10 protein-coding genes and 1 pseudogene are annotated in these 12,983 nt (G+C 72.8%); 5 read left to right on the top strand and 6 right to left on the bottom strand.

Annotated elements, in window-relative coordinates; genetic code table 11:
- From ACFV7Q_RS35865 to ACFV7Q_RS35850, 4 genes and pseudogenes are all read right to left on the bottom strand, one after another.
- Nucleotides 1–484, bottom strand: a pseudogene (locus ACFV7Q_RS35865) (hypothetical protein); the annotation flags it as partial.
- Nucleotides 481–939, bottom strand: a complete 459-nt coding sequence (locus ACFV7Q_RS35860; protein WP_385435124.1) for a hypothetical protein — start codon at nucleotides 937–939, stop codon at nucleotides 481–483. The pseudogene ACFV7Q_RS35865 and the gene ACFV7Q_RS35860, both read right to left, overlap by 4 nt.
- 117 nt (nucleotides 940–1,056) lie before the next feature.
- On the bottom strand, nucleotides 1,057–4,353 hold the full coding sequence (locus ACFV7Q_RS35855) for a hypothetical protein (RefSeq protein ID WP_385435123.1): 3,297 nt from the start codon (nucleotides 4,351–4,353) through the stop codon (nucleotides 1,057–1,059).
- Between the two features lie 216 nt (nucleotides 4,354–4,569).
- Nucleotides 4,570–5,556, bottom strand: a complete 987-nt coding sequence (locus ACFV7Q_RS35850; RefSeq protein WP_385435122.1) for a LuxR C-terminal-related transcriptional regulator — start codon at nucleotides 5,554–5,556, stop codon at nucleotides 4,570–4,572.
- Nucleotides 5,557–5,822: 266 nt separating this feature from the next.
- Here ACFV7Q_RS35850 and ACFV7Q_RS35845 point away from each other — a divergent pair, with 266 nt between their 5' ends.
- From ACFV7Q_RS35845 to ACFV7Q_RS35825, 5 genes are all read left to right on the top strand, one after another.
- Nucleotides 5,823–6,038 (top strand): hypothetical protein, encoded by a 216-nt coding sequence (locus ACFV7Q_RS35845; protein ID WP_385435121.1) that lies wholly within the window; start codon nucleotides 5,823–5,825, stop codon nucleotides 6,036–6,038.
- A gap of 5 nt (nucleotides 6,039–6,043) precedes the next feature.
- Entirely contained in the window at nucleotides 6,044–6,322 is a 279-nt protein-coding gene (locus ACFV7Q_RS35840; protein WP_385435120.1) for a hypothetical protein, read from the top strand.
- Nucleotides 6,323–6,553: 231 nt separating this feature from the next.
- Entirely contained in the window at nucleotides 6,554–7,759 is a 1,206-nt protein-coding gene (locus ACFV7Q_RS35835; RefSeq protein ID WP_385435119.1) for a tachylectin-related carbohydrate-binding protein, read from the top strand.
- Nucleotides 7,760–7,914: 155 nt separating this feature from the next.
- The gene (locus ACFV7Q_RS35830; RefSeq protein ID WP_385435118.1) at nucleotides 7,915–9,228 is read left to right on the top strand and encodes a hypothetical protein; all 1,314 of its coding nucleotides are present in this window, start codon (nucleotides 7,915–7,917) and stop codon (nucleotides 9,226–9,228) included.
- A 162-nt stretch (nucleotides 9,229–9,390) separates the two neighbouring features.
- Nucleotides 9,391–9,795: a hypothetical protein gene (locus ACFV7Q_RS35825; protein WP_385435117.1), complete on the top strand. Its 405-nt coding sequence runs from the start codon at nucleotides 9,391–9,393 to the stop codon at nucleotides 9,793–9,795.
- Between the two features lie 92 nt (nucleotides 9,796–9,887).
- On the opposite strand, the gene ACFV7Q_RS35820 is transcribed toward ACFV7Q_RS35825, so the two are convergent.
- Nucleotides 9,888–10,568: a DUF5701 family protein gene (locus ACFV7Q_RS35820; protein ID WP_385435116.1), complete on the bottom strand. Its 681-nt coding sequence runs from the start codon at nucleotides 10,566–10,568 to the stop codon at nucleotides 9,888–9,890.
- Between the two features lie 288 nt (nucleotides 10,569–10,856).
- Complete coding sequence (locus ACFV7Q_RS35815) at nucleotides 10,857–12,566, bottom strand: ABC-F family ATP-binding cassette domain-containing protein (RefSeq protein ID WP_385435114.1); 1,710 nt, start codon at nucleotides 12,564–12,566, stop codon at nucleotides 10,857–10,859.
- Nucleotides 12,567–12,983 lie beyond the last annotated feature (417 nt).

The following is a 12,983-nucleotide window of genomic DNA, read 5'->3' as shown; positions in this document are numbered from 1 at the left end:
TCGCTACCCGCCCCGGGCTGCGGGGCCCGCGCCTCCCCGTGGGGGTGACCCCGCCGGCCCCCGGGCCCGGCGACCTGGTCCGGTGGGGGGGGCGGGTGCAGGTGTCCTCCACGGGCACGAGGCCGTCTCCCGTACCGGGCGCCCGAAGGCACAGCCCGCTGTTGCCGTTGACCAGCTGCCCGGTGAGCACCGCCGGAACCGGCCCGGCCGTGCCCGGCGGCGCCGGTGCCGGCGCCGGGGCCGTGGTCGTGGCCGTGTTCGCGGGCGAGCCGGTGGCCCCGGTGCCCGGGGCGCCGCCTCCGCCCACCCGGACGATGATCAGCGTGACCACGCACACCAGGGCGACCGTGCAGGCGGATACGATGCCCGCCCGGTGCTCGTGGAAGTTCACTTGGAGGTTCCCGCTGCCGCGCTGCACCCCGGCCGGGCCGTGGAAGGCGTCCTCGCGGCGGCCCTCGCCCTCGCCGGACCCGGCCCCGGTCACGGGCGGGAGTCGAACCGGTTCACCTGGACGTTGCCGTCCCCGGACTGGACCGCCGCCGGTCCGAAGAACACGTTCCGCGCGACACCCCCGCCGACCGGGCGCACCACCTGCGCGACCTCGTCCAGCAGCGCGCGGAGCTCCGCCGCGACCGCCGCCCGCTCGTCCGGCCCCAACTGCTCCAGCAGGTCCTCGGTACGGGTCCGCCAGGCCGCGCCGTGCCTGCTCCGCTCCTCACTGCCGCGCCCTTCCGGCCCGTCGCCCTCCTGCCCGGCCGCCGCCAGCTCGGCGGCGGTCCGGTCCAAGCGCTCCGACTGGACGGTCTCCTGCCGGCGGTCCCCGCGGCCGAGCAACCGGGCCAGGCGGCTGCGGAACGCCAGCCAGGCGTCCGTCCCGGCGGCCTGTACGACGCCCGAACCCACCGCTGCCGCCAGCGCGACCGTCGCCTCGTCCAGCATGACGCTCCCCCTTCGCAGACCCGCGCAGTGCCGCAACGGTAGCCCCGCCCACCGCGGCCCCAACACCCGTACGGCCGCCCGAGTTCGACCACTCGGGGCCGTGCCGCGGTTCCCCGGTCAGCCGAGGTGGCCGAAGAGGTCGACGATCACGTGCGCGGAACCCCAACCCAGGTTGGCGATCCGCACCTTGCCGTCGGCTCCGACCGGCACCGTCACCAGGTTGGCCACGGTGCTGCCGGCCGTCCAGTTGAGGTTGGACGAGTCGGGGCGGGTGGTGCCCGACGGCCAGGCGGTCAGATGGCCGTCGGACTTCGGGTCGGTCACCGTCACGTTCAGCACGACCGCCTCGGCACGGCCGAGTTCCCGGCTGCCGGACAGGTCCAGCACGGTGCTCGCGCCCGCCGGCACCGCGCCGGTGGTCCGGGTGTCGAGCATGCGCCGGGGACCGTAGGTGCGGAAAGCGGCACCGGCCTGGTCGTCGGAGTAGTAGCCGAACACGTCGGCGATCACGTGTGCCGTGCCCCAGCTCGCATTGAACAGCTTCACCGAACCGTCCGCGCCGACCGGGACCACCACGTGGTTGGGTACGGTCCGGCCCGCCGTCCAGTTGAGGTTGGACGAGTTCGGCCGCTCGCTGCCCGACGGCCACACCGTCAGGTGCCCGCTGTCCTGCGCGTCCGTCACCGTCACGTTCAGCACCACGGCCCTGACGCCGCTCTGCGGCACCCCGCCACGGCCCGCGACCTGCAGCGACACCTCGCTGCGGGCCGGCACCGGGGTGGTGCCCGGCCGGCCCACCGCGGCCCGCGAGTCCAGCAGCCGCGCCGGGCCCGCCGCGGCGAAGGTGCTGGCGCCGGCATCCACGGAGTAGTAGCCGAAGACGTCGGCGATCAGGTGCGTCGTGGCCCAGCCCGCGTTGCGCAGGTTCACCCTGCCGTCCTCACCCACCGGTACCACGACCTGGTTCGCCACGGTCCGCCCGGTCGTCCAGTTGAGGTTGGAGGAGTCCGGCCGGGTGGTGCCCGACGCCCAGGCCGTCAGGTGGCCGTCGGACTTCGGGTCGGTCGCCGTCACGTTCAGCACCACCGCCTTCACTCCGGCCTGCGGCACCCCCGCCCGGCCCGCGACCTGCAGCGACACCTCGCCGCCGGCCGCCACCGGGTCGGTCCCCGCACGGCCGAGTGCCTCTCGGGTGTCCAGCAGCCGCGCCGGGGACAGCGCGGTGAAGCGGTTCCCGGCCTGCGGAGCCGGGATGCCGTTGTTGGCGACGTGGATGCGCTGCCCGTCGGCGTCGGTCCAGACGATGTTCGCGCCGGTGCGGTCGACGGCCCAGGACCGGTTCGGCCGGCGGAAGGACTTCCACTCCTCGCCCTGCGCGAGCGTGCGGACCGGCACGGTGCTCTCCGCGCCGGAGGTCTTGATGCCGTCGTGGAAGTCGAGCAGCAGCAGCCGGCCGGTCGCCCGGTCCTGGCGCACCAGGTAGCCGTCGCCGAGCAGCGACTCCCGGCCCTGGGTCACGTCGAACCAGCCGACGGTCTGCACCGGCACCGAGAGCGTCTGGCGGGTCACCGTGTCGTACACGCCGCTGGTGCGCACCGTGCCCTGGGCGTCCTGGCAGCCCCAGCTGACGAAACGCCCGACGGCCTCCAACAGGGTGGCCGGGCACGGGGTGGTGAACGTGCCGCGGTCCATCCCGCCCCGGACGTCGGTGGCGTAGACGGTGGTGCTGTCCTGCTTCGCGGTCCACAGCGTGTCGCCCTGCACCGCGACGCCGGTCGCCTCCGTCTGGAACACCTGGGCCCGGGTGTCGAGATCGCCGACGATCACCCGGTGGTTGGACGTCCAATTGCCGTACGCGGTCTGCGCGAGCACCACGTAGCGGCCCGAGGCGTCCGCGGTCTGCAGGCCGTTGACGCCACCGGTGGGTATGGTGCCCGCCCAGTCGCGGTTGCCGACCTTGCGGATGACGGCCGCGTTCCGGGTCACCGGCTCGTGCTCCAGGTAGCGGTCGTCCCCGGTGGACCGGAGGCCGACGCAGCCGGCGGCGGGGGCGAAGCAGTTGCTGATGGAGTGCGTGCCGTCGAGGGTTTCGAAGGTCTTGACCGGGGTGGGGTCGTTCGAGACCCGGTAGCTGCGGTACGCGCCGGTGATGTCGCCCGGCTGGTGGTGGACGGTGTCGGAGGCGGCGGTGAGCACGCCTCCGCCGATCGACAGCCCGAACACGGTGGCGGGCGCCGGGGGAACGTCGACCAGCCGGCCGGCCAGCGGCTTGGCCGTGCCGTCCGCGGTGAGCCGGTGGACGGAGAACTGCGGCTGGCTCCCGTACGCAGGGGCCTTCACGCTGCCCACCGCGATCAGCGAACCGTCCGGTGCGGGCAGCAACTGGGCGTCGGCGAGCTCCAGCAGGTACTCGAACGTTCCGGAGTTGGAGCCGGTGCCACTGAGGGAGAGCGGACGGCCGCGGTTGTCGCCGGAGGTTCCCGCACCGGAATCGGTGCTCAGCAGCCAGTCGCCGAGCAGCCGCAGCTGGCCCTTCACCGGGTCGAAGGAGGAGGACCCGGAAGTCAGCACGGTCTGCGGCTGCGCCCGGTCCAGCACGTCCACCGTGTACTGGTCGCGGGTGCGCAGCACCCTGCCCTTGGCCAGCCGGAAAGCGTGCGTGAAGTCGTACTCCCCCTCGTCCGGCAGCGCGGTGGTCCGCCCCGTGACGACGTCCACCAGGACGGAGTGGGTGAGGCCGTCCAGGCGGTGGCGCAGGACCAGCGAGTTCTGGTCGCCGTCGTGCACCGAGGCGGCGAGGACCGCGCCGGGGGGCAGTACCACCTCGGTGCGGACCGTGGAGCCGCCGTCCAGCCGGTTCAGGAACCAGCCGGTGACGGTGGAGCCGCTGCCCCCGTAGGTCAGCACCGTGCGCCCGTACGTCCCGTAGTAGCTCTGCCCGGCGGGGACCTCGACGCTGCCCAGTGCGGCCGGCCGGCCTCCGGCGAGGTCGTACAGGTCGACCCTGGCGGGAGCCTGCGCCGTGGCCGCCGTGTGGACCGCCACGGTGTCCGAGGAGGTTCCGTAGCGGTGGTCGGGGCTTCCCCCGTAGCCGCCGCGATCCGCGCTGATCGGGGCGGGCAGTCGTAGCCCGGTGTCGGTGGTGGCGCCGGTGTCGTACCGGGTCCACAGCAGGCGGTCGCTGCCCTCGCGGGCGTGCAGCAGGCCGGTGTCGCCGGCCACGAAGAGCTGGTCCCTGGCGGGTAGGCCCCGCGGCGCGGCAGGCAGCACCAGCTCGCCGGGGGCGCCGGCGGCCGGAGCGGCGACCGCTTCGGGCTGGGCCACGGTCAGCAACGCGGCTCCGGTGACCAGGGCCAGCGTGGCAGCTCCCAGCCCCCGGCGCAGTCGCGGAGATCGTCGTACGGTCGGGTCCACAACCACCTTCTCATGGGCGAGCACAGGAAGAAGGGGGGCACCGCGGAACCGCCCCGAACAGCCGCCCCTCACGGGGCCGGCCGGGCCTCGCTCCACGTCGTCGGTCCCCCCACCGAATCGTGTCGGAGCATAACAACGGCGCTCACCCGCCCGCGCGGGAGTTCCCGTGCGGGAGAGGCCCGTACCCCGCAGCGACAGCGCTCGGCCGGTGCCGCCTCACAGCCAGCCTTGCCGCGCCGCTTTGAGGCCGGCCTCGAAGCGGCTGGTGGCGTGGAGGCGTTCCATCAGTGCCGCCATTTGCCGTCTGACGGTGCGCAGCGACACCCCGAGGCGTTTGCTCGCCGCCTCGTCGGTCATTCCCGAGGCCAGGAGTCTCAACAGTTCGAGTTCTGCTGCGGTGGGCTGTGTGTCGGTGGCGCGGGGGCGGTCCGCCCCGAGAGGGACCGCGGAGTTCCACGTCTGTTCGAACAGGGTGATCAGGGAGGCGACGATACCGGGCGCGCTGGTGCACAGGGCGCCCAGACGGGAGTGTTCGGGGTCGATGGGGACGACCGCGACCGTGCGGTCGAACACCAGGAGCCGCGGCGGGAGCAACGGGCTGGTGCGTACCTGGCCGCCCTGCTCGGTCAGCCAGCGGGCATAGGCCAGCGTCGCCGGATCGTTGCGGGCGCTGTCCTGGTACACCGAGCGCATTTCGATGCCCCGGGCGAGCGCCCGCTGGTCCAGCGGCCGGGAAGCCTCCAGGCTGGCCTGCGACAGCGCGCCGCCCGGCAGGATCGCCAGGCATTCCCGGACCAGCCCGTGGGCGAGCTGTTCGAGCCGGTTCTGGATGGCGTCCATCCCCACGAGCCGTTCCGCGCCGTCGACCTCCGTGTTCGGACGGAGCTCCGCGAACTCGGAGACCACTTGAGCCGCAGCCGCCTTGCTGCGCGCCAACTCCTGCTGCTGCCTGACGAGTTCCTCCTCCTGGCGGCGCAGGAGCAGGTCCAGACCGAGTTCGGGCCGCACCGCCCGGAGCGCACCGGGACTGTCCCGTGACGGCCTGAGCAGGTCGAGGTCGACGAGCCGGTCCAGGCTCTCGCGGACCTGCGTCTGCGTGAGACCGAGGCGGACGCTCAGCTCGGCGATCCCTCCCGAGGGGTCGGCCAGCATCCCCCGGTACACGGCTTCCACGTCCGCACCGAGCCCCAGCGCTTGCAGCATTGCCCCAGCCCCCCAGCTGTCCTCCGGCCGCCCGGACACGAGCGCCGTGTGCGTGATCGTAAACGAGGTCCGTCACCAAGGTGCCAGACCACTTGGTGACAGTCGGAACCCCTTCCCCGCAGGCAACAGGGACAGCAGCATTGTGATCACCGGAACGGCGGGGCGGAAGCCCCGACTCAGGCCAGAGCCGTAAGGACGGTCCGGAACAGCGCGCAGCACACGGCACCTGACGCATCGCTTCCCGACTCTCGATCCCGGGGGAATCCATGTCCCGCACCGCCCGCACCGCCCGCACCGCCCGCTTCGCCGCAGTCGCCGCTGTCTCCGCCGTCCTCTGCGCCGGAGCCGGCATCGGCGCCGTAACCGCCCCCTCGGCGGCCGCCTCCACCACACACCACCACCGCACCAGCGCCTCGGCCGACCCCAGCATCAACTGGGACACGGCACCGAATTCCTCGGTCGACAGCATCAATTGGGACTGACGGGCGTGCGCGTCATCCGAGCCTCCTTGGAGGGTCCGCGCCACGGCCCGGCCCACGACGGCGCGCTCGCCCTCCTCTCCGATCTCATCTGGGCCCACGCACCCACGGCGTACGGACTCGAACACGTGCGGACCAGGGCCTCGGACGACGGCGTGGACGTCTACCTCTTCCTGCGTGCCGCTTCGGAAGCCGCCGCTCTCGACCAGGCCCACGCCATCCTCGACGGTGCCCGCACCGCCCTGCGCGCCCACGGCTACAGCACCACCAACACACCGCGCCACTGACGAGGGCTCACCACGACCCGCGCCGACTCCACGCAGCACCGGCGGGCTAGTGGCTCCGTCCCCCCACGTCCGACCGGAAGGGCGCCTCGTCCGGCCCTGCGCGTCCCCCGTCCGACGGGAGCGCTGCCGGAGGGCCGGTCGACATCACCTCCCACACCACCGCCACCGCCACGGACCGCCGACGCATGCCGTCCTCGGCGCCGCACACCAACGTCCCCAGGGGGAAACGCAGTGACCACCAGCCTCCGCCAGGCCACTCGCAAGACCGCCGTCGTTGCCTTGTCCAGCGCCCTCGGGGCCGGACTCCTCACCGCCACGGCCGTGGTCGCCGCCCCTGCGGCGCACGCCGCGACCACCTGCAGCGGATCCGCCTCGATCTACGGCGTCCTTCCCGACGGCCGCCTCACCTTCAGCACCATCACACCCGCCACGGGCGAGTTGAAGAAGGTGCTCGTGGGAGCGGACCTCGGCTTCGAGCCCAGAGCGATGGCCACCCTCAACTTCAACACCATCCTCGTCACCTCGACCACCGGCGCGCTCTACCGCCTCGACGTGCTCACCAACAACACCTCCCTCGTCCTGGAGCGCCCGCCCGTCAAGCTCTTCGACAGCGGCTGGACCCACGACAAGCTCACCTACGACGGACACGGCCACCTGTACGGCACGGCCGGGGGCGTCCTCCTCCAGTACCTGGTCTCCCAGCCCAAGCCGACCGGCTCGGCACACATCGGCCAGCGCAAGGAGATCGGCAGCGGCTTCGTCCTGAAGACCCTCACCGCCGCGGGCGACGACCGGCTGTTGGCCACCACGTCGGCCGGCGCGCTCTACTCCTACAAGATCAACAGTGATGGCACCTGGGACCGGGACGACCTCAAGACCTCGGGCTGGTCCGCGTTCGACCAGGTCGTCTCGCCCGGCGGCGGCCTTTATTACGGCCGGATCGAAACCACGGGCGCGATGTACTGGTACAAGGACGCCAACCCGGCCGACGGCACCGGCAGCGACATCGCCTACCACAACGACACACCCGTCAACACCGGAGGCTGGACGCAGCAGCTGCTCTCCGCCCAACCGGGGACGTTCAACTGCACCACCACCGCGGACCCGCTCGACGGTACGGACATCCCCGCGGTCAAGGCGGCCGGCCGCGATCTGATGAACAAGCACGACGGCGGCGCCTGGAACAGCTCCACCCAGTGGAACTGCCTGGAGCAGCTGTGGGACAAGGAGAGCGGCTGGCGCTACTGGGCCGACAACCCGAACTCCACCGCCTACGGGATCCCCCAGGCCCTGCCCGGCTCCAAGATGGACGCCTTCGGCGACGACTGGCGCACGAACCCCATCACCCAGATCAAGTGGGGCCTGTCCTACATCGACGGCCGGTACGGCACGCCCTGCGGCGCCTGGAACCACTTCCTGAACAACAACTGGTACTGAGCCGCCGCACGCGCGCACGCACGCACGCACGCGCACGCACGCACGCACGCGCACCCGCACCCGTACGCACACCCTCCTCGGGGCGACCGCCGCTCGCCTCGCCCTCCCCCGGCCCGACGCACGTACGTCAGGGCTGCCCGAAAACGGAGAACCCCATGCTCTCGTCGTCCCGCACGCTCCGCTTCACCGCCACCCTCGCCCTGGCCGCCACGTCCCTCGGCCTGGTCACCCTCAGCTCGGCGACGCCCGCCCAGGCCGCCGCCATCTGCGGCGGCAACGTGTCCGTCTACGGCACCCTCCCCGACGGGCGGCTCACCTACACGGCGATATCCCCCAACACCGGCGACCGGGTCAAGACGCTGATCGGCGCGAACCTCGGCTTCACGCCCAAGGCGATGGCCACCCTCAACTTCAACACCGTCCTCGTGACGTCGACGGCCGGAGAGCTGTACCGCGTCGACATCCAGACCAACGACAACGCCCTGGCACTGGCCGGGGTCACCAGGATCTGGGAGAGCGGCTGGACCTTCGACAAGATGACCTACGACGGCGCAGGACACCTCTACGGCACGGTCGCCGGCCAGCTCCACCGCTACAACGTCTCCCAGGCCAAGCCCACCGGACCGGCGCACATCGCCAAGCACGTGGTCATCGACGAGGGCTTCGTCCTCAAGACGCTCGCCGCGGCCGGCGACGACGTCCTCATCGCCACCACGGCCGAAGGCAAGCTCCTCTCCTACCAGATCAACGGTGTCGGGGACTGGGAGCGCTCGGAACTCAAGAGCGACGGCTGGTCGGCGGTCGACAGCCTGGTCTCGCCCGGCGGCGGCCTCTACTACGGCCGCACGAACGGCGGCATGTACTGGTACCACGACGCCGACCCCACCGACGGCAAGGGCGGCGACATCGCCTACCACTCCGACGACCCGGTCGACGCGAGCGGCTGGACCCAGAGCCTGCTCTCCTCGTACGCCAACGACTGCACCTACCAGCCGCCGGCGCCCCCCACTCCGACCCCCTCCACCCGCGGCGGCCAGATCGCCCGCAGCGAGATCATGAGCCGCGCCGTGAACTGGCTGAACCGCGACATCCCGTACAGCCAGAGCGCGTACGCCACCGACCCGGACGGCGACCACACCTACCGCACCGACTGCTCCGGCTTCATCTCGATGGCCTGGCACGCCGCCAGCAGCTACACCACCTACAGCCTCCCGAGCGTCAGCACCGTCATCTCCAAGTCCGACCTCCAGCCCGGCGACGCGCTGAACACCCAGGACGGGCACGTGGTGCTCTTCGAGAAGTGGGTCGACAAGGCGGCCGGCAAGTTCTCGTACATCCACGAGTCCAACCCGAACGACGACATGATGCGCGGCCAGGACTACCTCAACGGCGGCTCCGACGGACGCATCGCCGGCCACGCCGCCTCCGGCTACGTCGCCCTGCGCTACGACAAGGTCGTCAACGGCTAGCACCCGCAACGGCGCTCGCGGAGACGAGGTCGCAGCCCCAGGGCTGCGACCTCGTCCCCGTGGCGGTTCCGGTGCGGGAGCCGCCGCCGGGCAGGGGCCGCCCGCGCAGCGGGGACGAGCCCCGACGTCTCCCGTGTCGTCCCCGCCTGCAAGAGTGGCCCCATGCTGTTCGATGCCGAGAACACCCTGTTCGTCCGGGGCGCCCACCCTGCACTGCTGCTGGCCGACGCCCCCGTCCACGACGCCCTGCCGGTCCTCGTCGCGCCCGACGGGCGGGTTCCCGTGTGTGAGGACTGGACGATCGCCCCCATGCTCACCCTGTGTCTCGTGGACGGTCCCGGTGGTGCGGGGATCGTCGTCCCGGCTTTCGGCGCAGTGGTGGTCGACGGAACCGGTGCGGCCCGTGAGCCGGACGCGATGGCCGGCTGGTGCTCGGACGTCGAGCAGGAGGGCGGTGTGCTGGTGCTCTCCCTGGCGTCACTGCCCGCAGAGCTCGACTGGGCGTACCTGATCGGATCCGGCACGGCGCGAGGGGGCTTCGTTCCGGTCCGGTCCCAGGGTGCGTAGCGAGTGGCGTGCGGGCCGGTCGGTCGTCCACCGGCGAGCCGGCCTGCCGCGGTCGCGGCGGACGAGGCGTTCACCACGCGCGGCGACCGCGCCTACCGGTACTCGCCCTCTTCCTTCCGGCCGGTGGTGGAGGCGAAGCCCAGCCACGTGTGGCGGTTGTTCCACCAGCACCAACCGACCTTGGGGGCGTTGCGCCGTTCGCGGCCGTCGCGACCGGTGCCGTTGCTGATCCAGATCGCCGGGGTGCGGGCGTCGTAGGTGCCGTTCGGCTTGCGCAGCCTGGAGCCGATGGTCATGAAGCAGAGGTTGCGGGCGAGGGCGGCAGGCTGCTGGAGCACCCAGTGGATGCCTTCGGTGAGCAGCAACGGCGTGCGGTGGGCCTCGGTCAGGGCGGGCAGTGCCTCGTCCGGGCTCCAGTTGGCCATGTGGTCGCCGCGGTCGAGACCGGTGACGAGGTAGAACGGGGCCTCGGGCAGCTCGACGGCGTAGGGGGCGAAATCGTCGACGTCGGGCATGTCGGTGACGACGAAACCCGGCTTGCCTTCGTGGCGCAGCAGTGGCGCGAGGGCGGATGCGGGCGCCCGGTCCGGGTGGACGGCGAGCAGCGCATCGGTGCGGGCGGGGCCGGCGTGCTCGGCGAAGGCGCGCAGCTCTTCCGCGGTCGTTCCGGCGAGTTCGTGCACGCCGAGCTCGACCAGGTGTTCCGCCTGGGCGGTCAGCGGCGGGAGAGCGGGCAGCACGGGGGAGGGAGTGGGGGACGGGGCGTCGGGCAAGGTACTCCTCGGCTTCGGTTCGGAACGGACCGGAAGATCAACGCGGCGGGTTGTCGGATCGTTCCCGGGCTGTCGCCGGTCAGTGACGGGGGCTCCGGCACACGGGTTCGGGTGGCGTGGCCCGCAGTACCCGGCTGCTCGCCCTGCACCGCCGCCTCGGCGAACCCCTGCGCTGGAGGGACGCCGTACAGCTCGGCGCGCACCGCTGGAGCAGGGTCGTCGCCGACGAGGTGCAGCACGCACGGGCCGGACGTCCGCGCGGGCCCGATCAACGATCGAGGAAAGGGGTCACTGCGCGGGCGGCTCTCCCGGGGGCAGCACGAGGCGGCTCCCCTGGAAGCCCTCCCGTGTCCGCCGGTCGTGGGTGACGACCACCAGGGTGCCGGTGTAGCCGGCCAGGGCGGCGTCGACCTCCTCGACCAGGGCAGGGGCCAGGTGGTTCGTCGGCTCGTCGAGCAGCAGCAGGTCGAGCGGACCGGCCGTCACGAGCCGGGCCAGTTCGAGCCTGCGCCGCTGCCCCACGGACAGCTCCCGCACCCGGACGGCCAGGTCGGCGGCACGGAACAGGCCGAGGCCGAGCAGTTCGCCGGCGTGGTCCCCGGGGTGTCCCGGCCGGCCCGCCGCGAACGCCGCGAGCAGCGTACGGCCGTCGCCGGCACGTTCGCAGGATTCCTGCTGACGGAGGAATCCGACCCGCTGCGGCCGGCGTACGACACCGGAGTCGGGCGCGAGTTCCCCTGCGAGCACCTGGAGCAGGGTGCTCTTGCCGGCGCCGTTGGGGCCGGTGACGAGCAGCCGCTCCCCGGGGGCGAGCCGCAGCGACAGGACGTACAGCCGACCCGCCACCCGGACGTCCTCCAGGTGCACCGCGGCAACTCCGGCCGGAGCCGGGTGCCCCGCGTCCGGCGCGCCTTCGACGCGGCCCGCGAACCGCAGCGGCTGCGGGGGCGGCGGCACGGGGTCGTCGGTGAGCCGCTGGAGCCGCTCGCGCGCGTTGCGGATGCGCCCCTGCGCGCCGTGGGAGCGGGAGCGCGCCCGGAACGCGCCGGCGCCGCTGAACGCCCACGGCCCCTTGCGCGGGATCTCCGACAGCAGTCCGATGTTGGCTTCGGCGAGCCGCTCCTGCCGGGCGACCTCGTGCCGCCATTCCTCGTGCTCCCGCACCCACCGGGCCCGGGCCGCCGCCTTGGCGGCCAGCAAGCCGGCGTAGCCGTTGCCGTGGCGGGTCACCGTCCGCCGGTCCTGGTCCACCTCCAGGACGGTGGAGGTGACGCGCTCCAGGAACGCGCGGTCGTGGGTGGCTGCGACCAGGGTGCCGCGGTGGCGGCGCAGATGGTCTTCCAACCAGGCCACCGCCTCGTCGTCGAGGTCGTTGGTGGGCTCGTCGAGCAGGAGCAGTTCGGGGGCGGAGGCCAGCGCGGCGGCGAGGGCGAGGCGGGAGCGCTGCCCGCCGGAGAGTGCGCCCAGGCGGCGCTCCCGGTCGAGGGGCGCGCGCTCGCCGAGGCGGCGCAGGATCGTTTCGACGCGGCGGTCCGCGTCGTGTCCGCCGCGTGCCTCGAACTCGGCCACCAGAGCGGCGTACCGGTCGATTTCGCCGGGGAGGGCCGTGCCGAGCGAGGCTTCCGCGGCCCGGATGAGGCGTTCCAGGTCCCGCAGTTCGTGCAGGGCGTGGTCCACGGCGTCGCCCACGCGGGCGGAGGCGGGCAGGTCGAGGGTCTGGGCGAGGTGGCCGACGCCGCCGGGGGCGGCGACCGTCAGGCTGCCGTTGTCGGCCTGCTCGACCCCGGCGAGCAGCCGCAGCAGCGTGGACTTCCCGGAGCCGTTGTCCCCGACGAGTCCGGCCTTCTCCCCGGGGCGGACGGTGAAGGAGACCCGGTCGAGGACGATGCGGTCGCCGTGGCGCCGGGTGACGTCGACGAGTGCGATCTGGGACACGGCCGGAGGGGCGGCCGGGGTGGCGGCGGCGCGGTGGAAGGGTACGGCGGGGGCAGGCGGCAAGAGCGCTCCTTCGATGGGTGGCACGGTCGCGCGACAGGCGGTTGCGGCGGTCGGAACGGTCCGCGGCTGTCGACGCCCCCGACAGTAGGCGAGACGTTTCGTCTCGTCAAGCAAGCGGAGACCTGTTCGGCGCTCGCGGGGTCGCCCACCCCGCGCCCCGCGCACCCGGGTCCGCACCGGACCACAGCACTCCGGGGCGCTCCGCCGAGGGCGCGGTCACAGAGGAAAGCCGGCGGGCCGCCATTTCCTTCGATCCAGGGGCCGAAAGTGGCCCCGGACACGCCCAGAAACAGGTACGAACGACCACGAAAGGTGACATTCGGGCCCGGAGGCGGTGAGGCGCCCCACAGGACCCAGGTCACATCCGGCCCGCCCTAGTAGCCCTCACGGCTCCGCCCGCACCCACCCCGAACCCCG

It is taken from the genome of Streptomyces sp. NPDC059851 (assembly GCF_042732005.1).
Taxonomy (GTDB): Bacteria; Actinomycetota; Actinomycetes; order Streptomycetales; family Streptomycetaceae; genus Streptomyces.
This window is presented reverse-complemented; position numbering and strand designations above follow the sequence as displayed.